Genomic DNA, 24643 nt, shown 5'->3' with positions numbered 1-24643 from the left:
TGCACTTATTCTTTACTTGATTTACAATTATTTTAGTTATAAGTAAATTCATATTAATTTTAATTAATAAAATATAAATATAATAGGAGTATTAATTATGAAAATTTCAGCTATACTATGGGATTACGATGGTACTCTAGTGAATTCTGTAAAAAAGAATATAGAAGTAACCAAAGAGGTTTTAAAAAACTTCATTCCTGATTTGGATAATAATCTTCCAAAAGCTCTAACCTCTGTTGAAAATTATGAAGAGGCAAATTATAAATATAAAAATTGGAGGGAGTTATATAAGTTTGCTTATGGATTAACAGATGAGCAAATAGATGAGGCTGGTAAGTTGTGGAGCCCTTATCAGTTAAAGGATGCTACACTACCTGATATGTTTGATAAAATGGATTATGTTGTAAATAATTTATCTAATATTAAACATGGTATCTGCTCGCAAAATTGTTCTAAAAATATTTATAACACCTTAAAACATTATAATGTTGAAAAATGTTTTCATAGTATTATAGGATACGAAGATATCTCATACACTGAGCAAAAACCAAATCCAAAGGCATTTTTAAAATGTGTTGAAAAGCTAGATATTTCATTAGATAACAGTACTTTAGTATATATTGGTGATCATCAAGAAGATACTATTTTCGGCAAAAATGCAGAAGAATCCTATAAATCACAAGGATATAATACTAAAGTAATCTGTATTGCAGCAAACTACAGTGGGAACACTCCTAATGATTGGTTTGTTAAACCAGACTTTACTGCTTATTCAACCACTGATATCTTAGATATTATTAATAAAGTTTTACATAAAAAATAACAGGTATTATATTTGCAAATCCAGAATAATAACCTGTTATTTTTTGTATTTATAACTATCTAATGTACATGGATTAAATTACACCTTCTTGTTTTAATTGTTTTAACTCTTCTTCTGAAAGTCCAAAAACTTCTGCATTATGTTGACCTAATAATGGGGCTGGAGTATCTATAGTACCTGGTGTTTCAGAAAGCTTCATAACACATCCTTGAAAGTACTGATTTCCTGCTGTTGGATGTTCACAATTCACCATCATCTCACGAGCTTGTATATGAGGATGTTCAATTGCTTCTTTAATATTTAGTACTGGCCCACATGGTATTCCTGCACTTTCCATCATATCTTCTAGTTCTTTTTTTGTATAATCTTTAGACCACTCACGAATTATATTTTGTAAATCTGGTATGTAGTTTTTGCAACGTAGGTCATTTGTTTTATATCGAGAATCTTTTAAAAGTTCTGTATGACCTATAGCATTACAGAATTTTTCAAATAATCTATCGTTACCTACCCCAATTGCAGCAAAACCATCTTTACATTCATACACATCAAATGGTGCTATCGAAGGGTCTATATTCCCATTACGCTCTGGTATAAATCCACCAACTGTATAATTTACAAGTGCATTTTCAAGTAAGCTAAATATTGTATCTATCATTGATACATCAATAAGTTGTCCTTGACCTGTTTTTTCACGATTATATAGTGCCATAAGTAAACCTACAGTTAAATAAATTCCAGCAACGTGATCTGCAATAGAAGGTCCAACCTTTACAGGATTTGTTTCTTTAAATCCTGTAATATTTATCATACCACCCATAGCTTGTGCCACTATATCATAGCAAGCACGATGTGACATTGGTCCATATTGACCAAACCCGGAACCGGAAGCATATATTATAGATGGGTTAACTCTTTTAACAGATTCATAATCAATTCCTAGCCTCTTTGTAACCCCACCCTTATAATTTTCAACTAATATATCTGCATCCTTAACTAGTTCATAGAACATAGCTTTACCTTTTCCAGATTTAAGATTAAGAGTAGTACCTTTTTTATTGCGATTAACATAACAGAAGAAACCACTTTCACCACTATTTTTATCTATCGGTCCCCACTCACGACATTGATCTCCGTTAACTGGCTCTATTTTTATAACATTTGCCCCATAATCTGCTAATATCATTGTACAAAACGGTCCATTTAAAGCAGATGTAAGATCAACTACTTTTAAACCTTCTAATGCTTTTTTCATACTTAAATACCCCCATTTTAATTATTTCTTGTTTTTAATTAAAAAATTATATACTTATTACTTATTATTCTTAATTATTATTAAAAGAAGCTAAAAAATAAGCTCATATTGATTAAGTCCAACTTTATCAATATGAGCTTATAATACAATTTATACTTGTTGGGTTGACTATAAATTAATTATGCGTTTTCTACAGTTCTTCTTTGACATTCTTTTTTTACTACGCAAGTTGCATGAGCTCTAGCCACTACTACGCTCTCTTCTAAGAAGTCTGCCGCTGAATCACTTATATCACTTCTAGGAGCTATTACTTTTCTAGCTTCCATTTTCATTATTCTTGAAGTATTACCGCATTTTTCTAACTCACCATAAGCTTCTATGAAATCTCCTGCATATACTGGTGCTAAAAATTCTACATTATCGTATGCTCTAAATAAACCTTCATCTCCGTCACATTTTATCATTATTTCTGTTGCTATATCTCCAAATAATTGAACCATTCTAGCACCATCTACTAAGTTTCCTCCATAATGTGCGTCATGTGCTGCCATTCTTAATCTTATTGTTGATGTTATTTTTTCCATTTTTAAGTCCCCCTTAATTTTTTATATTTATTATTTATTTATTATTACTTAGTTTTTTTAAGAGAAATATGTACTTTTTAACTTATTTACTCTGATAAACTAATTTAATAATCCTTAATTATATAAATTCTAATATGAACTTATTTGAAGATATCTTAATTTCTAACCATATATTTTAGATATTTTCATTTTTAGAACTAATTCAAATTTTGTTTATAAACAAACACAAATAAGCTTATCCCATGTTATACCAAACTATCTACAGTTTCTTTATCTTTATTTTTGTACTCTTTGATTGAATTTAGTAATTTAGGTAGTATAACTTTTAAATCCCCTACAACTCCCAAGTCTGATGCATTAAATATTGCAGACGTATCATTTTTATTTATAGATATTATACAATCAGATTCTTCCATACCTGCAACGTGTTGTATTGCTCCCGATATACCACAAGCTAGATATAAGTTTGGTCTTACAGTTTTACCAGTTTGACCAACTTGTCTACTAGACTCTATCCAGCCAGCATCAACACATGCTCTAGAAGAAGATATTTCCCCACCTAACTCACTAGCAACTTCTCTAAGTATATTGAATCCTTCTGGTCCACCTATTCCACGACCTCCAGAAACTAAAACTTTTGATGCTGTTATATCAGTAGTTTTTTTATTTTCTTTTACAACTTCAAGTATTTCTACATTTTTATCTTCATCTGTAAATTCAACATTAAATAATTTTATTTCTCCCTCTTTATCCATATCTATATCAAGCGTAGACATAACACCTGGTCTTATTGTAGCCATCTGTGGTCTATGTTTTTTACAAACTATAGTAGCCATTATGTTCCCTCCAAAAGCTGGTCGAGTCATTAATAATAACTTCGATTCTTCATCTATAGATAAAGATGTACAATCTGCTGTTAAACCTGTATGAACTCTACCTGCAATTCTTGGTGCAAGATCTCTTCCTATTGAAGTAGCTCCAAACAATACTATTTCCGGTTCTAAATCATTGATAACCTTAGATAAAGCTTTTGTATATGGCTCCGTGCTATATTCTTCTAATATAGGGTTATCCACTACCACTACCTCATCTGCTCCATGCTTTATTATCATTTCAGCTTTATCAGTTATATTATGTCCTAATAAAACTCCCACTACTTTTTGACCTAAATCCTTAGCAAGTCTTGTTGATTCTCCAATAAGTTCATATCCAACTTTTTGAACTTTTCCATCTCTTTGTTCTATGAATACATAAATATTTTTACTCATATTACCATCCTCCTATTATTTATAAAATATGCTTTTCTACTAATTTTTCCATTATTGCTGTAACAGCTTCATCTGCTGATTTATTAACTATTACACCAGGTTCTTTAGATGGCTTAGTAAAAGATTTATAAACATTAGTTGGAGATCCTGTTAATCCTATGTTATCAGGATTAAAATTTTCTTTAAGTTCTTCAAATCCTAAAACTTTTATTTCTTTTTCATGAGCTTCTACTATTCCTCTAACTGACATATATCTAGGTTTAGTAGTTTCAGCTAATGTAGTTATTAAACAAGGAGTTGAAACTCTTATCATATGATATCTATCTTCAAACTGTCTTTTTATTATTAATTTTCCTTCTTCTTGTTTTACCTCTTCAGCATATGTTACTTGAGGTATTTGTAATTGTTCAGCAATTTGAGGTCCAACCTGAGCTGTATCTCCATCTATAGCTTGTCGACCAGTTATTATTAAGTCATAATCTATAGACTTAAGTCCTGCAGCTATTATAGTTGCTGTTGCAAATGTATCAGATCCACTAAATTTTCTATCTGATAATAATACTGCATCATCACATCCCATAGCCAAAGCTTCTCTTAGTGCTACTTCTGCTTGTGGAGGTCCCATACAAACAACTGTTACTGTTGCGTCTAAACTTTGTTTTAATCTTAATGCAGTTTCTATACCAGCCTTATCATCTGGATTTATTATACTTGGAACTCCATCTCTTATAAGAGTATTTGTTTTTTTATCTAATTTTACTTCTGTTGTATCTGGAACTTGTTTTATACATACAACAATTTTCATTGTAAAACTCCCCCTTTTATCCCTATATGCTATTTATTTTATTTTCATTGAACCAGAAATTATCATTTTCATAGCTTCTGATGTGCCTTCATATATTTCTGTTATCTTAGCATCTCTTAAAGCTCTCTCTACTGGATACTCTCTAGAATAACCGTATCCTCCAAATAGTTGAACACATTCTCTAGCTACATCATTTGCTACTCCTGAAGCATATAGTTTACACATTGCAGCAAGAGGAGCATAATTTTCCTTATTATCTTTTGCCACAGCAGCTCTCCACACCATTAACCTTGCAGCATCAACCTTTGTTTGTAATTCAGCAAGCTTGAATTGTGTATTTTGGAATTGTGATATTCTCTGATTAAATTGTTTTCTTTCTTTTACATATTTTACAGTTTCATTTATACATCCTTGAGCTATCCCAACAGCTTGAGCACCTATTCCTATACGTCCTCCACCAAGAGCCGTCATAGCTATCTTGTATCCTTGACCTTCTTTACCTAATAAATTCTCTTTAGGGACACGAACATTTTCTATAGCAACTTCACAGTTTGAAGCAGCTCTTATTCCCATACGAGGTATATTTTTCCCTACTGAAAGTCCTTTTGAATTTTTATCTACTATAAATGCAGACATTCCTTTAGGTCCTTTAGACTTATCTGTTAAAGCAAATATTATAAAAGTATCAGCGAAGCCAGAATTTGTAGTAAATATTTTTGAACCGCTAAGAACATATTCATCTCTATCTAAAACTGCTTCTGTTTGAACTCCAGACGCATCAGTTCCTGCATTGGGTTCTGTAAGACCAAAGCACCCGATTTTACTTCCATCAACTAATGGTCTTAAATGCTTTTGTTTTTGCTCTTCTGATCCAAATTCATTTATACATGCACAAGCCAGAGATGTATGAACAGATATTGTTATCCCTGTACTTGCATCTATTTTTGAAACTTCTTCCATACATAGTACATAAGTTAAAACATCTGATCCTTGACCTCCATACTCACGAGAGTAAGGAATTCCGAACATACCAGCTTTTTGTAGTTTTTGAATTAATTCTTGAGAATACTCTTCTGCTTCGTCCATATCTCTAGCTATTGGTCTAATTTCATTCTCTGAAAATCTGTAGAACAATTCCTTTTGTAGTAATTGTTCTTTTGTTAATTTAAAATCCTCCATAGATAATCCTCCTAATAAACAATCATTCTATTAACTTATTTATATTTAAATCTCAACTCCCAAGTTGTTAATAATGAATCTTCCAGAAGATACACTTTCTATAAAAAAAGAAGTGAGAAATTAAATCCGTAACTGTATGTCTAAAAAATTATAACGCTAAAATTTATTCAATATTTTCTATAAATCGACATTTAATTTTATTTTTTAAACTCAAACGCCTATGTAACCGTTTACAAAATTTGAAATAGTTATTTATATGCTTTTATATAAATCGGTATAGTAATATATATGTCTTATAAATTTATTATAATAACTCTATTTTGTTTAATAATTTTTGTTTTGTTTTTATTTTGTGGGTATTTTTAATGAATGTTAAAAGTTATTTATTTCCAGATTTGGTCTTATGAATTTTAATAGTGTAAGTTATTTTATTGTCAGATTAGAATCAAACATACAAGCTGTCGATTATATTATTACTTTTATATCCTTTAATTTTTATAGATATTTATTTTTATTTATGATATTTTATTTTTTCGAAAATTTTTATTTATATTTCTAATTATAGTAACCTGTTTTATTATTGTCAATCTATTTTATATTAATTTTTTTATATTAAATAATAATTAATTTTATTCATTTTTTGTATTTAAACCTATTATTTTGCATATTATCAATTTGGCTTTTATGTAAATCAAAGGGTTATATTTGACTATGTATTTTATAATCTATTCATAACTACTAGGTTTTATGCTAAATATTATTTACTTTTATATCCACAGGATTTACGTATTTTAAGTTTAGTTTTTAATAAAATTTCTTTAGGAATACATTCTCTTTTATTACCACTTTCGATAAGCTCTAATAAAAGCTTTGCACCCTCTATACCCTGCCTATATAAAGGATTTTCTACTGTGGTAAGCTTAGACTCCATCATTTTTATAATATTAATATTATCAAACCCAACAATTGCGATATCTTCTGGTACTCTTATTCCTTCATCTCTTAGGGCTGCCATAACTCCCATTGCTATTACATCATCTGTAGCAAATATAGCTCGCGGTAATTTATCTAATTTTAATAGTTTTTTAGCCTGAATATATCCATTTTCCATAGAAATTTTAGACGAAATTATATACTTTTTATCAATTGGTATACCAGCTGATTCTAGTATGTCTTCATATCCTTTTAACCTTAATTGATTTTCTATTTTACTAATTGGTCCATTAATAATTGCCACACTTTTATATCCCATGCCAACTAAATGTTTCATAGCATGGTGAGTTGCTTTTCTATAGTCTATTTTAACCGTATCTATTTCAGTGCCTGCATTACTTTCACCTATAGAAACTATAGGAATGCCCTTTTGTCTAATAGCAATTAATTTTTCTTTTTCTACCGCTGTTGAAAGTACAATAAGTCCATCTACACTTCTTTTTAAAAGATTATCAATAGAGTCACTTTCTTGTTTTGAATCACCATCCCCATTACACATAAGCGTAATATATCCATGTTTATATACTATTTCTTCTATTCCTTTAACTATCTCCATATAGCTTGGATTTAATATATCAGGAACAATTAAACCTATGGTATCTCCTTTTCCTAAGTTCATTCCCCTTGCAAACCAATTAGGCGTATATTGATATTCTTCAATGATAGCCTGTACTTTTTCTAGTGTAGCTGGTGCTACTGTTTCTGGATGATTTTGTACTCTAGATACTGTAGCAACAGAAACCCCTGCTTTTTCTGCAATTTCACGTATATCCATATTTACAACCTCCATACATAATCTTCTCGTTGCTTTCATATTTCATTCTATATTTTTACATATATTCCCTTTTATTTTTATAAATAATATTTTTTATGGCAGTATAATATAAAAAATAAATCTTTTCCATACTCTTTATTCTGAGTAAAATTTGTATTAAAAATATATCCATTGATTTTCTAAAGATATGCACAATTTTGATATTCCCTGAAAACAAAAGAGCCTTAGAAGTTTTTCTAGGGCTCTTATATATTTAATTTATTTTTTAGTTAAGGTGAATTTATTCACCCTATAGATTTTGGCATCTCTCTAATTAAACTGTTTCTACTTTTATTAAGTTAGTTGTTCCACTTACACCACATGTAACACCAGCAGTTACAACTACTAAATCTTCACTATTTAAGTAATTTGCAGCCTTTCCAGCTTCTATTGAGTTTGTAATAACCTCATCTGTACTTTTTGATTTACTTCTCTTAAGTGGTAATACTCCCCATGTTAATGATAATTGTCTTAATACCCTATCATTACTAGTTGTAGCTATTATTGGGCAGTCTGGTCTAAATTTAGATACCATTCTTGCTGTATGACCTGAAGATGTTGAACTAAGTATTGCTTTTGCATTTAAGTCAACAGCTGTTGTACAAGTTGCATAACTTATGGCATCTGTAACATTCTTAGCTCTATTAGATTTATTTATTAGAGATTTATCGTAGTTTACAGTCTCTTCTGTTCTCTTAGCTATTTGAGCCATTGTTTTTACTGCTTCTACTGGATATTTACCTGCAGCAGTTTCTCCTGATAACATGATTGCATCCGTTCCATCGTAGATAGCATTGGCAACGTCTGTAACTTCTGCTCTAGTTGGTCTTGGATTTCTTATCATAGAATCAAGCATTTGAGTTGCAGTTATAACTGGTTTTCCAGCATCATTACATTTTTTTATCATTAATTTTTGAACAACTGGTATTTCTTCTGTTGGTATTTCCACACCTAAATCTCCTCTAGCTACCATTATTCCGTCAGATATAGCTATGATTTCATCTAGGTTATCAACACCTTCTTGGTTTTCTATTTTAGATATTATTTTTATATCAGTTGCATTGTTTTCTTCTAATATTTCTCTTATTGCAAGAACATCAGAAACTTTTCTTACGAAAGATGCTGCTATAAAGTCTATTCCTTGCTCTATACCAAACTCTATATCACTTCTATCTTTTTCAGTTATAGCTGGTAAATTTACTTTAACACCTGGTACGTTAACACCTTTATGATTCTTAACTATTCCTGCGTTTTGTACTTCACAAACTATATCGTCACCATTAATTTTTTTAACAGTAAGTCCTACTAAACCATCATCTATTAATATAGTATCTCCTACTTTAACATCATGAACTAAACCTTTGTAACTTACTGTACACATTTCTTTATTACCCATAACATCTTTCATTGTTATTGTGAAAGTTTGTCCTTCTTCAAGAAGAACTTCTGGATCTGCAAAGTTTCCTGTTCTTATCTCTGGTCCTTTAGTATCTAAAAGTATGGCAGTAGGTTGTCCTAACTCTTCTCTAACTTTTTTAACTAAATCCATTCTTACTTTATGCTCTTCATGAGAACCATGAGAAAAGTTCATTCTACATACATTTAATCCGTTATTTATAAGACCTCTTAATATTTCCTCAGTTTCACTAGCTGGTCCTAATGTACAAACGATTTTAGTTCTTTTTATGTTATTCATAATAGTTCCTCTCCATATCTTGTAGATTTCATTAATCTATCATTTTGTCTTATATTTTCAATTCTCGTTTAATAAAGATACGTTTTCTCATATATATTCTGTTATACACATGATTTGTATACAATATGCAATTTTTTTATTATATTAGGTAAAAAAATCCCAGCCATACAGTAATTAGTACTGCAAGTGGCTAGGATTTTCATTTATATTAATCTCTTTATTTTATAACCTATTTCTTTAAGTTGTAGAAAGAGTTTAATCCACAGTATCTAGCGCAGTCTCCAACCATTTCTTCTATTCTTAATAATTGGTTGTACTTAGCAACTCTATCAGTTCTTGATGGAGCACCAGTTTTTATTTGTCCTGCATTTACAGCTACAGCTAAGTCAGCTATAGTAGTATCTTCAGTTTCTCCTGATCTATGAGATATTACTGCAGTGTATCCAGCTCTCTTAGCCATTTCTATAGCATCTAAAGTTTCAGTTATAGTACCTATTTGGTTAACTTTTATTAGTATAGAGTTAGCAACACCAGCTTCTATACCTCTTTCAAGTCTTTCAGTGTTAGTAACGAATAAATCGTCTCCTACTAATTGTAATTTGTTTCCTAATCTTTCAGTAAGAACTTTCCATCCATCCCAATCTTCTTCGTCAAGACCGTCTTCTATAGTTATTATTGGGAAGTTGTTAGCCCAATCTTCGTATAATTCAACCATTTGCTCAGCTGTTAATTCTTTTCCTTCTCCAGCTAAAACATATTTTTTAGTTTCTTTGTTGTACATTTCTGTAGCAGCAACGTCTAATCCTAACATAACATCTTTTCCTGGCTCGTATCCAGCTTTAGCTATAGCATCAACTATTAATTCTAATGCTTCTCTGTTTGATCCTAAGTTTGGAGCGAATCCACCTTCGTCACCTACACCACAAGCTAATCCTTTTTCTCCAAGAACTTTCTTTAATGAATGGAATACTTCTGCACCCATTCTTAAACCTTCTTTGAATGAAGGAGCACCAACTGGTAATATCATGAATTCTTGAACGTCAACGTTGTTATCGGCATGTTCTCCACCGTTTAATATGTTCATCATTGGAACTGGTAATTGCTTAGCGTTTACTCCACCTATGTATTGGAATAATGGTAATCCTAATTCTTCAGCAGATGCTCTAGCAACAGCCATAGATACACCAAGTATAGCGTTAGCTCCTAATTTACCTTTGTTATGAGTTCCGTCTAATTCTATTAATAATGCATCAACACCTGGTTGATCAGTAGATTCCATTCCTTCTAATTCTTCAGCTATTATGTTATTTACGTTATCAACAGCAGTTTGAGTTCCTTTTCCTAAGTATCTTCCTTTGTCACCGTCTCTTAATTCAACAGCTTCGAAAGCTCCTGTAGATGCTCCAGATGGAACTATAGCTCTACCTTCTGCACCTGATTCTAAAACTACTTCAACTTCTACAGTTGGATTTCCTCTTGAGTCTAGGACTTCTCTTGCATATACTGATTCTATTACTGACATGGTATTTCTCCCTTCAATTTAAATAATTTATTTGCTAACTTACAATTTCAAATTTAAAATGTGTATTTTAAAATTTATTATACTTATTGATGGGTAAGTTCATAAATTTCTCTATTATTATTTTAAATTTTTATTATAAATATAATTTTTTCCTAAATTAGCAACCTCTTTATAATCTTTTTTATTTTTAACAAATTAGGTTAATTTATTATTATATAAATTCTCAAGATTAGGTGATAAACACCTAATCTTTGAAAACTATTTACTTATTAGTGAGTGGCCAGTCATTTCTTCTGGCTTTTCTAAATGCATCATATCAAGTATAGTTGGAGCTAAGTCTGATAGTCTACCGCCACTTAATAATTTTGCATTTTTGAATTCTTCACCTGTTACTATAAGTGGAACAGGATTTGTTGAGTGTGCTGTTATAACCTTTTTAGTTTCTAAGTCTATCATAACTTCAGCATTACCATGGTCTGCAGTTATTATTGCGCTACCACCTACTGAATTTAACTTATCTACTAGTTTACCAACACAATCATCTACAGTTTCAACTGCTTTAATTGTTGCTTCCATAATTCCTGTATGACCAACCATATCAGGATTTGCGAAATTAACTACTATAAAGTCGTATTTATTTTCATCTATTTTTGCCATAACTTTTTCAACTAATTCTGGTGCAGACATTTCTGGTTGTAAATCATAAGTTGCAACCTTTGGAGAAGGTATTAGTAATCTATCTTCACCCTCATTTGGTTGTTCTACTCCACCGTTGAAGAAGAATGTAACATGAGCATATTTTTCTGTTTCAGCAGCTCTAAGTTGAGTTTTTTTATTTTTAGCTAAGTACTCACCTAAAGTATTACTTAATGATGCTGGACAAAATGCTATGTGAACATTTGGTATAGTTACATCGTATTCTGTTAAGCATACGAAGAAACATTTTATAGGAGATTTTTCAAATCCACTAAATTCATCACTTACTATAGCTCTAGTTATTTCTCTAGCTCTATCAGGTCTAAAGTTGAAGAATATAACAGAATCTCCATCACTTATTTTTCCAACTGGTTCATTATTTTTAGTTATAACAGTTGGTAATATGAATTCATCATTGTTTCCTGATTTGTAAGAGTTTGCAACAGCTTCACTTGCAGAAGAAGCAGTTTCTCCTTCTCCTAAAGTCATAGCATTATATGCTTTTTCAACTCTTTCCCATCTTTTATCTCTGTCCATTGCGTAGTATCTACCATTTACAGTAGCAAACTCTCCGCATTCTATCTCATCCATGTAATCTTCTATTTCTCTTACATAGTGTATAGCACTTTGAGGATCTGTATCTCTACCATCAGTAAATGCATGAACATAAACTTTTTTTACACCTTTATCATCTGCCATTTTTAATAAAGCTTTTAGGTGATCTATATGTGAATGTACTCCACCATCAGATAATAATCCCATAATGTGAAGTGCTTTTTCTTTTCCATTTTCCATAGCTTGGCATAATACTTTGTTTTTAAAGAAATCGCCATCTTCTATTGCTTTTGTTATTCTAGTTAAATCTTGATATACTATTCTTCCTGCACCAATGTTAGTATGACCAACTTCTGAGTTACCCATTTGTCCATTTGGAAGTCCAACATCAAGACCACTAGCATTTATTAATGTATTTGGATACTCATCTACTAATTTCTTTATGTTAGGTGTGTTAGCTTTGTCTATAGCACTACCTTCTACTTTAGTAGTGTGTCCAAATCCATCCATGATGATTAAAGCTACTGGTTTTTTCATTAACTATTTCACTCCTTGATAATTAACAAGCGCCATGTAATCAGCTGGTTGTAAAGAAGCTCCACCAACTAATGCACCGTCTATGTCGCTTTGTCCCATTATTTCTACTACATTTCCTGGTTTAACACTTCCACCATATTGTATTCTAACCTCATTAGCTAATTCTCCATATAAAGAAGCTATTACTTCTCTTATATAAGCTATAACATCGTTAGCTTGCTCTGCAGTAGCAGTTTTTCCAGTTCCTATAGCCCAGATTGGCTCGTAAGCTACAACAACTTTAGCTAAATCTTCTTCTTTAACATTAGCAAGACCTGCAACTACTTGAGTTTTAACAACGTCTTTAGTTTTGTCAGTTTCTCTTTCTTCTAATGTTTCACCACAGCAAAGTATTGGATCTATTCCAACTTCTAAAGCTTTTAATACTTTTTTGTTGCAAGTTTCATCAGTTTCGTTGAAGTATTCTCTTCTTTCTGAGTGACCTATTACAACATAATCCATATCTAATTCTTTAAGCATAGCTGGAGATACTTCTCCTGTAAATGCTCCATTGTCTGCAAAGTGCATGTTTTGAGCACCAATTTTTACATTAGTACCTTTTGTAGCTTCCTTCAAGTCTTTTAACATAGTGAAAGGAGCACATATTACAGCATCTACACTTTCATCATTTAATTTACCCTTTATATCATTAACAAATTCAACAGCTTCTGCTATTGTTTTATTCATTTTCCAGTTTCCCGCAATAATAGGTTTTCTCATGGTTATTCCTCCACCTTCAATATTATTTGTTATCTAAAGCAACTATTCCTGGTAATTCTTTTCCTTCTAAGAATTCTAATGATGCTCCTCCACCAGTTGAAACGTGAGTCATTTTGTCTCCGAATCCTAGTTGGTTAACAGCAGCAGCACTATCTCCACCACCTATTACAGTAGTAGCGTCTTCTAAGTTAGCCATAGCTTTAGCTATTGCTAACGTACCTTTTGCGAAAGCTTCAAATTCGAATACTCCCATTGGTCCATTCCATACTATTGTTTTAGAGTTATTTACAACGTCTACGAATTTAGATTCCGATTTAGGTCCTATATCAAGTCCCATGTGACCTGCAGGTATATTTTGATCTTCTGTTACAACAACTTCTGCATCAGCAGCAAATTTAGCAGCTGCTCTTGAGTCAACTGGTAATAAGAAGTTAACACCTTTTTCTTTAGCCTTTTCTAACATTTCTTTTGCGTAATCTACTTTATCTTCTTCACATAAAGAAGTTCCTATTTCGTAACCTTGAGCCTTTAAGAATGTATAAGCCATTCCTCCACCTATTATTATGTTATCAACTTTGTCTAATAATTGGTTTATAACTGCTATTTTATCAGATACCTTTGATCCTCCAAGTATAGCTGTGAAAGGTCTTACTGGATTTGCTACTGCTTCTCCTAAGAATTTTAATTCTTTTTGAATTAAGTATCCACAAGCTCTTTCATTTAAGAATTCTCCAGCACCTACTGTTGAACAGTGAGCTCTATGAGCAGTACCGAAAGCATCATTTACAAATATTTCAGCTAATGAAGCTAATTCTTTTGAGAAATTTTCTTCGTTTTTAGTTTCTTCTTTTCTATATCTAGTGTTTTGTAGTAGTACTACATCACCATTTTCCATTTTTTCTACAGCCGCTCTTGCCTTTTCCCCAACAACATTGTCATCTGCAGCAAATACTACTTCTTTACCTAACATTTCAGATAATCTAGCAGCTACTGGTACTAAAGATAATTCTGGTTTAGGTTCCCCTTTTGGTTTTCCCATGTGTGAACAAAGTATAACTCTAGCTCCATTTTCTATTAAGTATTTTATAGTTGGAAGAGCTCCATTTAATCTATTCTCATCAGTTATTTTTCCGTCTTGTAATGGAACATTGAAATCACATCTTACTAATACTTTTTTTCCGTTTACATTTATATCTTCGATTGTTTTTTTGTTTAACATTGACATAATACAATCTCCTTTCATTATTATTACTCCGTATCTATTATATATCTTTCCCCACTGATTTGTATACACTATATATGTATATTAGCACATATTATGTTATACTATTTCCCTTTTGGTATAACATTTTTGTATTTTTAAATTTATTCTTTATTTTTTATACTATTCACAGTTAAAAAAGTCCGGAGCCCGTAGCATAAAACTACAAACCCGGACTTTATGTCATACTATTTAGCTAATTTAGCAAAGTATCCTAATGTTCTTATTAATTGAGAAGTGTAAGACATTTCGTTGTCGTACCAAGAAACAGTCTTAACTAATTGCTTTCCGTCAACTTCCATAACTCTTGTTTGAGTTGCATCGAATAATGAACCGTAGCTTATTCCTATTATGTCAGAAGATACTAAGTATTCTTCAGTGTATCCAAATGATTCGTTAGCAGCTTCTTTCATTGCAGCATTTATTTCTTCAACTGTTACATTTTTCTTTAATGTACAAACTAATTCAGTTAATGAACCAGTTACAACTGGAACTCTTTGAGCAGCTCCGTCTAATTTACCTTTTAATTCTGGTATAACTAAACCTATAGCTTTTGCAGCTCCTGTAGTGTTAGGAACTATGTTTCCTGCTGCAGCTCTAGCTCTTCTTAAATCACCTTTTGGATGAGGGCCATCTAAAGTATTTTGGTCATTTGTATATGCATGTATAGTAGTCATAAGACCTTTTTCTATACCGAATTTGTCATTTAAAGTTTTAGCCATTGGTGCTAAACAGTTAGTTGTACAAGATGCTCCTGATATAACTGTTTCAGATCCATCTAATATATCTTGGTTAGTGTTGAAAACTACAGTTTTAACATCACCAGTTGCTGGTGCAGATACAACAACTTTTTTAGCTCCTGCTTCTAAGTGAAGACCAGCTTTTTCTTGAGAAGTGAAGAATCCAGTACACTCTAATACTATATCCACTCCAAGTTCTGCCCATGGTAAGTCAGCTGGGTTTCTTTCAGCTGTAACTTTTATTTTGTGTCCGTTTACTACGAAAGCACCATCTTCAACAACTATTTCACCGTTGAATCTACCTTGAGCTGTATCATATTTAAATAAATGAGCTAATGTTTTAGCGTCTGTTAAGTCGTTTATTGCAACTACTTCAAACTCCTCTGTTTGCTCCATTAATTTTCTTAATGCTAATCTACCTATTCTACCAAATCCATTGATTGCTACTTTAACCATTTCATATACCTCCTACATGGTGTAATTTTCATTATATTTTTTACTAGACAAGCTAGTTATTCACAGTAAGTTCAAGAATTCTTCTTGCACTATCTTCATCTGTAACAAGAACTAAATTCTCGTTTAGTTTGGAAATTGGAATAAAAGCTTCTGCTTTTTTTCTCCCCGCAAATACAGCTATAGTTTCTCTTTTGTTTTTGAAAGATTCCATATCAATCCCAACTGTATTTAACTTATAAACAATTTCCCCTTTTTTATTAAAGTAATGACCAAAGGCTTCACCTATAGCGTCTTTGTCCATTATCTCTTTTGCTTTTTCATCTGATAATTTTCTTCTTTTTACCATTTCATCAGCTCTACCAATACTAAATACAAGCACATTGGAATTTTGTATTAATTTCAATGTTTTATTTATTTCTGGTTCTTGTGTAAGAGTTTTTATTGACTCTTCACCAAGCTCATCTGGTATGTTTAGCAATTTGTAAGTTGAATGTATATTCTTACTTACCTCTGCTACTACATTATTTGATTGTGTCTCAACATCGAGACCAACACTACCTCTTGCTGGAACTACTACTGTAGAGCTAAATTTTTTATCACATTTAATTGACTTAGCAAATTCAAGCATTGTACTTCCACCAGCAATTGAAACTATGTCATCATCCTTAAGTACACTTAAAAAATATTTTGAAGCTTGTTTCCCAATATCTTTCAGTAAACTGTTATTTTTTTCATAGCTACCAGGTATTAGCAAGACTTTTTTGATTCCTAGAACCTGTCTTAGCTCTTCTTGAAGAGAATTAAGTCCTATTACATCATTCATACTCTCTTTTAGATCACTTAATATTTCTTTACCTTCTTCGGTAATAGTCATACCTTTTAAATTTACATCTATAAGACCTTGTTTTTTTAAAAGTTCTATTTCTGATCTTATTATTCTTTCTCCACTTTGGAGATTTGTTGCTAAAGCTCGTCTTCCTATTGGTTCGCTTAAAGATATTTCTCTTAAAATTAAATATCTCTTTGTCATAATATCAATAACTTCAGGAATTAACTTTTGCTGAATTTTTAATAAATTTTTCATTATTGCATCCTCTTGATTTAATAATCGGGACTTTTTTTGTCCCTTATACTTATTTTGTGTCCCACAAGATATTTTTATTGTACTCTAATGAAAACCATTTTTCAAGTGATTTTTTGTATTTTTTAAAGTAAATTTATTTTAACTTTTGACCAAAAACACCTTTTATTCACTTGATTTATTTTATCCTTTTAAAAAGTATTTTATCCTTTTTTATAAATATGTGTATTTTACTTTTTTACAATTTTTTTATTATATCTAAGTTTATTTATTAACAATGAAAATTTTATAAAAACAAAATAAAAATAGCCTATAAATCTTAAATTTTTTTCTTATTTTTTATAAGATTTATAGGCTTGTATTAATCATTTTTCTTATTTTTTATAAAATTTTTCTTAATTCTTCTTTTCCATAAGACTCACATATATTATTTATTGTTTTAGTACTTACTATATCTGCTCCTGTATTTAATACATCTTTTACGATTATATCTCCAACTTTTACTGGTGCAGTAATTTTTATTGTTGATAATATACTCATTATTTCAAAAACTAAATCTTTTGGCACAGATGATGATGTTTTTACTGGAAGCATATTCAAATAAGCTCCTTCTAATCTTACTGTAGAAGTGACCATTCTTTTTGGGTTAGTAACTTCATCCACACCATATTTTGCACCCCTAATGCAACTATTTCCTTCTACTATATATTGTCCATCTATATTATTAACTATCATTTGGCATCCTTTAGGACATACTATGCAAGTTATTTCTCTTTTCATAATTAAACCTCCTCCACACAAATACTTATATCTTCTTTTATATTAGATAACTTTTCTTTACCTATTTTTAAAGTTTCCATTTCTGACGGTATCATATGAGGCCTTTTCTTTTCTAATATAACTTTATCTCCACTTCTAACAACTAACTTCTTATTGTTGCAAATATTTCTTACTCTCATAAATAGATTTACATCTTCATTTGAGTCTAGACTCAAACTTTGTGGTACAATATATGATATTCCGTCTCCTGCCACAGTGTTTATTTTTTTATTATCTAGTTTACTTAATCTTTCATTCTTATTTTTTACATATAAGGCAGCTTTTTTTCCTGCTATTCTACTTTCTTTTGTAACAAAGTCCACCAAGTCATGAACATGAACCACATTCCCACAGGCAAAAATTCCTTCTATATTAGTAGACATACTACTATCCACAATTGGTCCACTAGTTTTTTTATCTAGTTCTACTCCAACATTAGTAGAAAGTTCATTTTCTGGGATTAATCCTACAGAAAGAAGTAAAGTATCACATTCTATAAATTCTTCGCTTCCTGGTACAACTTCTCTATTTTCATCTAGTTTAGCTAAAGTTACCCCTTCCACTCTATCTTTTCCATGTATGTAGTTTATACATGTTTGTAGTTTTAAAGGAATATTAAAGTCATCTAAACATTGAACTATGTTTCTAGTTAATCCACTTGAGTGAGGATTTATTTCCACAACACATTTAACCTCTGCACCTTCCAAAGTCATACGTCTTGCCATTATTAACCCTATATCTCCTGAGCCATAAATAACTACTTTTTTACCTACCATATAGCCTTCCATATTCATATATCTTTGGGCTGCACCTGCATTATAAACTCCTGCTGGTCTGTATCCTGGAATATCTATTGCTCCTCTAGTTCTTTCTCTACATCCCATTGCAAGAACTACAGCATCGGCTTTTATTTCTTCTAATCCATTTTCTCCTAAAATTCTTACTACTTTGTTTTCTCCATCATCATCTATACTAAGAACCATTGTATTTAACACATGATCTATATTACTTTCTGCTGCCATTTGAATAAATCTACCTGCGTACTCTGGTCCTGTTAATTCTTCTTTGAACTCATGTAATCCAAATCCATTGTGAATACATTGATTTAAAATTCCACCAAGCTCTCTATCTCTTTCTACTATTAATACTTTTTCTGCTCCATTTTTCTTTGCTTCAACAGCTGCTCCAAGTCCTGCAGGACCGCCTCCAATTACAATCACATTATATTTCAACAGTCTCACCCCTTACTTCCTTTGCTTTTCCAACTAACATCTTTGAATTTTCGTAGTCTTTTAGAACTTCTTCTGATGTAATATTTAATTCTCTTGCTATAATTTCAACAACCTTTGGTCCACAAAATCCTCCTTGGCATCTTCCCATTCCAGGTCTAATCCTTCTTTTTACACCATCTACAGTTTTTGCACCGCAAGGTCTGTTTATAGCGTCAACTATTTCTCCTTCTGTAATGTTTTCACATCTACAAATTATAGTTTTATATCTTCCATCTTTACTTAAAATCTCTTTTTGTTCCTCTAAACTCATTTCCATAAAAGGCTTGTTTTTTAGTCTTATTGGATTGAAATTTTTATTTACATTTAATTCTTTATTATCTTCATGAATTAAATCTTTTAATAAATCTTCCACATATAAAGCTATAGCCGGCGCTGATGCTAGACCTGGTGATTCTATTCCTGCTACATTTATAAATCCTTTAGCTACTCTTGACTTAAATATCATAAAATCTCCTGTATTTGGTGTAGCTCTAACTCCAGCAAAAGATGTTATTGTTTTTGAGAAATCTATATTAGGAACAGATTTTCTTCCACCATTCATAATCTCTTTTAAACCAGATTTACTTGTTGTTATATCATCTTTTTCTACAACCTGAGCATTTGGTCCTACTAATAAGTTTCCATGAACTGTTTTAGTTACCAAGACTCCCTTACCTTTTTCTGTTGGACAAGTAAATAATGTATGGCTTGCTTTATATCCTTCAGATTTATCTAAAATTTTATATTCTCCCTTTCTTGGTATAATATGAAACTCGCTTCCACCAATAAGATTATTAATTTTATCTGAATATACCCCTGCTGCATTTATTACATATTTCGATTTTATAATTTCTTTATTTGTTTTTATTTCAAAGTAATCATCTTCTATTTTCTTTATATCTAAAACTTCACTTTCCAGTCTTAATTCCACACCGTTTATAATAGCATTTTCCATAAAAGCTATATTTAAATTAAATGGACAAACTATACCAGAGCTTTTACACCAAAGGGCTCCAACCACATCTTCATTAACATTAGGCTCTATTTCTTTCACCTTTTCTCCATTTATTATTTCAATATCACTTGCTCCATTTTTTAATCCTCTTTCATATAACTCATGTATATGTTCCATATCATTTTCATTGAAAGCTAAAACTAATGATCCATTATTTTTGTACTCAACACTTAATTCTTTACAAATACTTGGATACATTTTACAACCTAGAACATTTAACTTAGCCTTTAATGTTCCTTCTTTTGCATCAAATCCACCATGTACTATAGCACTATTAGCCTTAGTTGTACCTTGGCAAACCTCCACACCTTTTTCTAAAACTACTGTTTTTAAATCATACTTTGATAGTTGTCTAGCTATTGCGCTTCCTGCAATTCCAGCTCCTATAATTGCTACATCAAACATCTTATTGCCCCCTTTTTTGAAAACAAAAAAACAGAGAGTCTCCCTATAATTACTTATAGAAACGGCTCTCTGTTCTCCCGCCATATATATTAACTTTTATTGTTTTTTCGTTTAAAATTTCTTATATACTAACAATTATATTCAAATAGAATACATTTGTCACTATTTTTATAATTTATTACCACAATTCTTTTTTCGTAGTGGATACTGCCATAGCCCCATATTTTAGTGCATCAATAATTTCTTGCTTATCATCAATTAGTCCACCACATATTATAGGCAAGTCAGGAAACTCCTTGTGTAGTCTTTTGACTGCTTTAGTAATTACACCAGGCATAATTTCAATTGCACTTGGTTTTACCCTTCTTATGTTTTCCATAGAAGTTTGTAATGATATAGAATCTAACAAAAATATTCTTTGTACAACATCTATATTTTCTTCTAATGCTTTTTTTACCAAACTTACCTTTGTAGTTATAATTCCATCTATGTGAAATTCATTCTTTAAGTACTTTACAATTACAGGGTTACTGGAAATACCCCCTATCATATCCAAATGAACAAATACACTTTTATCATTTAACTTAAGTTTATTTACTTTTTCCTTTAATGTTAAAATATCCCCATTTAGTAAAAACACAACATTACAATCGGAATTTATAACTTTTTCTAAATCATGATCATCTTTTATAGCCCCTATTATTGGATTACATTCTAATAATTCTCTCATAATTGTTTAATTTATCCCTTCCTAAAACCCAACCAATATTTTCTTTTTATAAACTCATTATACACCAATATCTTTAACAATAAATGTTAAAAAATAAGTTATCTAAGCATTATATCTAAATTGTAGGTAATATATTAAATAGATGTCAATCATTGACAGATAATATTGTTAACTACTATACTAAATTTAATTAATTTTTCTTTTATATAGTACAAGGGAGGATGTAAAATGAAAGTTTTTGCCCATAGGGGAGCCAGTGGTGACTATCCCGAAAATACTATGTTGGCCTTTTCAAAAGCTTTATCAATAGGTGTAGATGGAATTGAATTGGATGTTCATAAAAGCAAAGATGGACAATTAGTTGTTATACATGATGAAGATGTTCAAAGAACTTTTAAAGCTAGGGGACTTATAAAAGACTCTACTTTGGAGGAAATCAAAAACTTTACGTGTAGAAAATCTGAATTTATTGAAAATGAATATTGTAAAATACCAACATTAAGAGAAGTTTTTGAGCTAATTAAAAATGAAAATATTATTTTGAATGTTGAAGCAAAAACTGATTTAATACACTATGATTTAGAACAAGATCTTTTGGATTTAATCAAAGAATATGGCATTGAAGATAAAATTTTTATTTCTTCTTTTAATCATCAGTGCTTAAATATTTTACAAAACTTAGATAATAGATTTAAGTATGGTGCTCTTTATGAGTATAAAAAAGACTATGCTCCAGAAACTAATGTTGTTGAACATGCTAAAAAATTAAATGTATATAGTATTAATATTTCACAACAATTAGTTTCAAAAGAAATCGTAGATTTAGCTCACAAAAATAATATAAAAGTGTTTGTTTATACTATTAATAAACCTAATTCAATGAGAAAAATGATAGATTTTAATGTGGATGGTGTATTTTCAGATTATCCAGATTTAATGAATGAAATATTGAAAGAATATTAGAAACCATTTAAAATAAAAAAGATGACTTCTGTATAATACAGAAGTCATCTTTTTTATTTTATTATAATATATTTCTTTCTTATGCTATACCTTCTACATCCTTATCTACCATTTTCACAGAATCTGGATCTTTAATATATGACTTTGTAAGCTTTATTACTACTCCAGAAAGTCCAAATAATGCAATGATATTTGGTATTATCATAAGCCCATTAAATGTATCTGAAACATTCCATATTAAATCAAGACTTCCTACTGAACCTATAAATACTGTAGGTATCCATAATGACCTTATTATTTGTGATACTAGTTTTTGTTTTCCTTTAAAAATATAACCCCAGCTACACTCTCCATAATATGCCCATCCTAATATTGATGTAAAAGCAAAGAAAGTAATTGCTATAGATACAAAAGCTCCTCCAAATGAACCAAAGACTGTACTAAAAGCTTCTGCTGTAAGAACTGGTCCCGTTAATCCAGAATCTATAACACCAGTAGTAAGTATAACTAAAGCTGTCATAGAACAAATACAAATTGTTGTTATAAATACTTCGAAAATTCCCCACATACCTTGTTTTACTGGATTGTCTGTAGACGCAGTTGCATGAAGCATTGGAGCTGATCCAAGTCCTGCTTCGTTTGAGAACACTCCCCTTGCTACTCCAAATCTCATAGCTCTCATTATTGTATATCCCATTATACCTCCACCTGCAGATTTAAAACTAAATGCTTCAGTAAATATAGAAGATATAACAGCTGGTACTGTATCTCTATTTACAACTATAACTACAAGAGATCCTAAAATATAGAATAATCCCATAACTGGAACTAAAGTTTCAGCAGTTTTTGTTATACGAGAAACCCCACCAAATATAACTAAACCTGTTAATACTGCGAGCACTAATCCTGTAACATAGGTAGGTATTGCAAATGAACCTTGTAACGCCGTTGCTATTGAGTTTGATTGAGTCATATTACCTGTTCCAAAACAAGCAATACCAGCAAATATAGCAAATAATATTGCTAATCCTTTACTTTTTAAACCTTTTTCCATGTATTGCATTGGGCCACCATAATATGCACCCTTTTCATTTTTACTTCTATAATATACAGCTAGTACAACTTCTGAATATTTTGTCATCATTCCAAATAGTGCAGACATCCACATCCAAAATACTGCTCCTGGTCCACCTGTAACTATGGCAGTTGCAACACCCGCTATACTACCAACTCCAACACTACTTGCCACAGCTGCCGCCATTGCTGAGTATGGTGAAACACCATCTTCTACTGCACCTTTGTTTTCATTTATAGAACCTACAGTGTTTTTTACTATTGTGTTACATTTTCTAATTTGAAAAAATCCCGTTCTAGTAGTCATATATATACCAAAACCAACCAATAAGGCTAACATTACTGGTCCCCATACAAAACTATTAATTGGCCCATTTATTTTGTTTATAAATTCAGTCATTAATCTGCCCCCTAAAATATCACTTTTTATTTATATTCCTCTATTATAATTTCATATTCTTTAAATATATTGTATGCAAATTCTAACTCTTCATTGGTAGGAGTGGTAAATTTATTATACTTATCTTCCATTCCTAATGAAGTATATTTAGCCTTACCAAGCTCATGGTATGGCAAAAGTTCAATAGTTGCACCCTTCATATTCTCTTTCATAAATTTAGCCGTATTTCGGATATTTTCTTCAGTAAGATTAACACCTGGTATGGATGGTATTCTAACTGTTATTGGTACACCCATTTCATTTATTTTTTTTGCATTTTCTAAAATCTTTTCATTTCCAACACCTGTATATTCTTTATGTCTATTACTGTCCATATGTTTAAGATCTAAAAACACATGATTTAACTCTGCTATGATATCTTTCACATTATCAAATTCAAAATGGCCACATGTTTCAACCCACATATCTATTCCTAATATACTAAATTTATTAACAAGTGTACGTAAGAATTCTGATTGTACAAATGGTTCACCTCCTGAAAATGTTATCCCGCCACCTGTATATCTAAAGAAAATTTCTTCTTTTCTTACACATTCAACAACTTCTTGTGCATCTTTTAATGTGCACACAATATCTAAACTTCTATTTAAGCAAGCTTGTACACATTTTCCACAAGTTTCACATTCTTCATTAGGTCTCTTCATATTTACAGGATCAAGACCATTTGGACATACATTTTTACACCTTCCACAACTTATACATTTGTGTTTATAAAACACAAGTTTCCTTCCAGTAGTCCAAGTTTCTGGGTTTGCACACCATTTACACCTTAGTGGACATCCTGGTAAAAATATTATAGTACGCACTCCAGATCCGTCGTTAATTGAGTAGTCCTGCATTTGCAGAACTACTCCTTTTTCTTTAGTATTCAACATCTTGTTG

At 31.0% G+C, this 24643-nt stretch carries 20 protein-coding genes and 1 pseudogene; 2 read left to right on the top strand and 19 right to left on the bottom strand.

Annotated features, from left to right (window positions below):
- Positions 1-97 precede the first annotated feature (97 nt).
- Positions 98-823 carry an HAD family hydrolase gene (locus tag TEGL_RS02135; protein ID WP_018591740.1) on the top strand — a complete coding sequence of 242 codons (726 nt, stop codon included), beginning with the start codon at positions 98-100 and terminating at the stop codon, positions 821-823.
- Positions 824-896: 73 nt separating this feature from the next.
- On the opposite strand, the gene TEGL_RS02130 is transcribed toward TEGL_RS02135, so the two are convergent.
- The 17 genes and pseudogenes from TEGL_RS02130 to TEGL_RS02050 all read right to left on the bottom strand — a co-directional run bounded on the left by TEGL_RS02130 (position 897) and on the right by TEGL_RS02050 (position 21264).
- Positions 897-2078: a CaiB/BaiF CoA transferase family protein gene (locus tag TEGL_RS02130; RefSeq protein WP_018591741.1), complete on the bottom strand. Its 1182-nt coding sequence runs from the start codon at positions 2076-2078 to the stop codon at positions 897-899.
- 179 nt (positions 2079-2257) lie between these two features.
- Complete coding sequence (locus TEGL_RS02125; protein ID WP_018591742.1) at positions 2258-2662, bottom strand: hotdog domain-containing protein; 405 nt, start codon at positions 2660-2662, stop codon at positions 2258-2260.
- Positions 2663-2907: 245 nt separating this feature from the next.
- Positions 2908-3930 carry an electron transfer flavoprotein subunit alpha/FixB family protein gene (locus tag TEGL_RS02120; RefSeq protein ID WP_018591743.1) on the bottom strand — a complete coding sequence of 341 codons (1023 nt, stop codon included), beginning with the start codon at positions 3928-3930 and terminating at the stop codon, positions 2908-2910.
- A gap of 19 nt (positions 3931-3949) precedes the next feature.
- A complete protein-coding gene (locus TEGL_RS02115) occupies positions 3950-4735 on the bottom strand; it encodes an electron transfer flavoprotein subunit beta/FixA family protein (RefSeq protein ID WP_018591744.1) in 786 nt (261 codons plus the stop codon).
- A gap of 33 nt (positions 4736-4768) precedes the next feature.
- The gene (locus tag TEGL_RS02110; protein ID WP_018591745.1) at positions 4769-5914 is read right to left on the bottom strand and encodes an acyl-CoA dehydrogenase family protein; all 1146 of its coding nucleotides are present in this window, start codon (positions 5912-5914) and stop codon (positions 4769-4771) included.
- A gap of 757 nt (positions 5915-6671) precedes the next feature.
- Positions 6672-7682, bottom strand: a complete 1011-nt coding sequence (locus tag TEGL_RS02105; RefSeq protein ID WP_018591746.1) for a LacI family DNA-binding transcriptional regulator — start codon at positions 7680-7682, stop codon at positions 6672-6674.
- A gap of 316 nt (positions 7683-7998) precedes the next feature.
- A pseudogene (gene pyk, locus TEGL_RS02100) lies at positions 7999-9417 on the bottom strand (pyruvate kinase); the annotation flags it as partial.
- Positions 9418-9646: 229 nt separating this feature from the next.
- Positions 9647-10939 carry a phosphopyruvate hydratase gene (gene eno / locus TEGL_RS02095; protein WP_018591748.1) on the bottom strand — a complete coding sequence of 431 codons (1293 nt, stop codon included), beginning with the start codon at positions 10937-10939 and terminating at the stop codon, positions 9647-9649.
- Positions 10940-11197: 258 nt separating this feature from the next.
- Positions 11198-12727, bottom strand: coding sequence for a 2,3-bisphosphoglycerate-independent phosphoglycerate mutase (gpmI, locus tag TEGL_RS02090; RefSeq protein ID WP_018591749.1), 1530 nt, complete (start codon positions 12725-12727; stop codon positions 11198-11200).
- A 3-nt stretch (positions 12728-12730) separates the two neighbouring features.
- Positions 12731-13486 carry a triose-phosphate isomerase gene (tpiA, locus tag TEGL_RS02085; protein WP_018591750.1) on the bottom strand — a complete coding sequence of 252 codons (756 nt, stop codon included), beginning with the start codon at positions 13484-13486 and terminating at the stop codon, positions 12731-12733.
- A gap of 22 nt (positions 13487-13508) precedes the next feature.
- Positions 13509-14705 (bottom strand): phosphoglycerate kinase, encoded by a 1197-nt coding sequence (locus tag TEGL_RS02080; RefSeq protein ID WP_330360110.1) that lies wholly within the window; start codon positions 14703-14705, stop codon positions 13509-13511.
- 230 nt (positions 14706-14935) lie between these two features.
- Positions 14936-15943, bottom strand: a complete 1008-nt coding sequence (gene gap, locus TEGL_RS02075; protein ID WP_018591752.1) for a type I glyceraldehyde-3-phosphate dehydrogenase — start codon at positions 15941-15943, stop codon at positions 14936-14938.
- A 52-nt stretch (positions 15944-15995) separates the two neighbouring features.
- Positions 15996-17027, bottom strand: coding sequence for a sugar-binding transcriptional regulator (locus TEGL_RS02070; protein ID WP_018591753.1), 1032 nt, complete (start codon positions 17025-17027; stop codon positions 15996-15998).
- Positions 17028-17405: 378 nt separating this feature from the next.
- Positions 17406-17804, bottom strand: coding sequence for a DUF1667 domain-containing protein (locus TEGL_RS02065; protein ID WP_018591754.1), 399 nt, complete (start codon positions 17802-17804; stop codon positions 17406-17408).
- A gap of 2 nt (positions 17805-17806) precedes the next feature.
- On the bottom strand, positions 17807-19078 hold the full coding sequence (locus tag TEGL_RS02060; RefSeq protein ID WP_334290560.1) for an NAD(P)/FAD-dependent oxidoreductase: 1272 nt from the start codon (positions 19076-19078) through the stop codon (positions 17807-17809).
- Positions 19065-20534, bottom strand: a complete 1470-nt coding sequence (locus TEGL_RS02055) for an NAD(P)/FAD-dependent oxidoreductase (RefSeq protein WP_018591756.1) — start codon at positions 20532-20534, stop codon at positions 19065-19067. Before TEGL_RS02055 ends, TEGL_RS02060 begins: the two co-directional genes overlap by 14 nt.
- A gap of 178 nt (positions 20535-20712) precedes the next feature.
- The gene (locus TEGL_RS02050; protein ID WP_018591757.1) at positions 20713-21264 is read right to left on the bottom strand and encodes a glycerol-3-phosphate responsive antiterminator; all 552 of its coding nucleotides are present in this window, start codon (positions 21262-21264) and stop codon (positions 20713-20715) included.
- Positions 21265-21492: 228 nt separating this feature from the next.
- On the opposite strand from TEGL_RS02050, the gene TEGL_RS02045 reads away from it, so the two are divergent.
- Positions 21493-22227 carry a glycerophosphodiester phosphodiesterase gene (locus tag TEGL_RS02045; RefSeq protein ID WP_018591758.1) on the top strand — a complete coding sequence of 245 codons (735 nt, stop codon included), beginning with the start codon at positions 21493-21495 and terminating at the stop codon, positions 22225-22227.
- 79 nt (positions 22228-22306) lie between these two features.
- Here the strand turns inward: TEGL_RS02045 and TEGL_RS02040 are convergent, their stop codons facing one another.
- Both TEGL_RS02040 and TEGL_RS02035 read right to left on the bottom strand, forming a co-directional pair.
- Positions 22307-23701: an alanine/glycine:cation symporter family protein gene (locus TEGL_RS02040; RefSeq protein WP_018591759.1), complete on the bottom strand. Its 1395-nt coding sequence runs from the start codon at positions 23699-23701 to the stop codon at positions 22307-22309.
- 26 nt (positions 23702-23727) lie between these two features.
- Positions 23728-24636, bottom strand: coding sequence for a glycyl-radical enzyme activating protein (locus TEGL_RS02035; RefSeq protein ID WP_018591760.1), 909 nt, complete (start codon positions 24634-24636; stop codon positions 23728-23730).
- Positions 24637-24643: the final 7 nt, after the last annotated feature.

It is taken from the genome of Terrisporobacter glycolicus ATCC 14880 = DSM 1288 (genome assembly GCF_036812735.1).
Taxonomy (GTDB): domain Bacteria; phylum Bacillota; class Clostridia; order Peptostreptococcales; family Peptostreptococcaceae; genus Terrisporobacter; species Terrisporobacter glycolicus.
This window is presented reverse-complemented; position numbering and strand designations above follow the sequence as displayed.

Coding starts and splice junctions, on each gene's coding strand:
- TEGL_RS02110 (WP_018591745.1), bottom strand. CDS start 5,914: ATGGAGGATTTTAAATTAACAAAAGAACAATTACTACAAAAGGAATTG.
- TEGL_RS02135 (WP_018591740.1), top strand. CDS start 98: ATGAAAATTTCAGCTATACTATGGGATTACGATGGTACTCTAGTGAAT.
- TEGL_RS02035 (WP_018591760.1), bottom strand. CDS start 24,636: ATGTTGAATACTAAAGAAAAAGGAGTAGTTCTGCAAATGCAGGACTAC.
- TEGL_RS02055 (WP_018591756.1), bottom strand. CDS start 20,534: ATGTTTGATGTAGCAATTATAGGAGCTGGAATTGCAGGAAGCGCAATA.
- TEGL_RS02040 (WP_018591759.1), bottom strand. CDS start 23,701: ATGACTGAATTTATAAACAAAATAAATGGGCCAATTAATAGTTTTGTA.
- TEGL_RS02105 (WP_018591746.1), bottom strand. CDS start 7,682: ATGGATATACGTGAAATTGCAGAAAAAGCAGGGGTTTCTGTTGCTACA.
- TEGL_RS02045 (WP_018591758.1), top strand. CDS start 21,493: ATGAAAGTTTTTGCCCATAGGGGAGCCAGTGGTGACTATCCCGAAAAT.
- TEGL_RS02120 (WP_018591743.1), bottom strand. CDS start 3,930: ATGAGTAAAAATATTTATGTATTCATAGAACAAAGAGATGGAAAAGTT.
- tpiA (WP_018591750.1), bottom strand. CDS start 13,486: ATGAGAAAACCTATTATTGCGGGAAACTGGAAAATGAATAAAACAATA.
- TEGL_RS02080 (WP_330360110.1), bottom strand. CDS start 14,705: ATGTTAAACAAAAAAACAATCGAAGATATAAATGTAAACGGAAAAAAA.
- gap (WP_018591752.1), bottom strand. CDS start 15,943: ATGGTTAAAGTAGCAATCAATGGATTTGGTAGAATAGGTAGATTAGCA.
- TEGL_RS02070 (WP_018591753.1), bottom strand. CDS start 17,027: ATGAAAAATTTATTAAAAATTCAGCAAAAGTTAATTCCTGAAGTTATT.
- TEGL_RS02115 (WP_018591744.1), bottom strand. CDS start 4,735: ATGAAAATTGTTGTATGTATAAAACAAGTTCCAGATACAACAGAAGTA.
- gpmI (WP_018591749.1), bottom strand. CDS start 12,727: ATGAAAAAACCAGTAGCTTTAATCATCATGGATGGATTTGGACACACT.
- TEGL_RS02125 (WP_018591742.1), bottom strand. CDS start 2,662: ATGGAAAAAATAACATCAACAATAAGATTAAGAATGGCAGCACATGAC.
- eno (WP_018591748.1), bottom strand. CDS start 10,939: ATGTCAGTAATAGAATCAGTATATGCAAGAGAAGTCCTAGACTCAAGA.
- TEGL_RS02130 (WP_018591741.1), bottom strand. CDS start 2,078: ATGAAAAAAGCATTAGAAGGTTTAAAAGTAGTTGATCTTACATCTGCT.
- TEGL_RS02065 (WP_018591754.1), bottom strand. CDS start 17,804: ATGAAAAGAGAAATAACTTGCATAGTATGTCCTAAAGGATGCCAAATG.
- TEGL_RS02050 (WP_018591757.1), bottom strand. CDS start 21,264: ATGAGAGAATTATTAGAATGTAATCCAATAATAGGGGCTATAAAAGAT.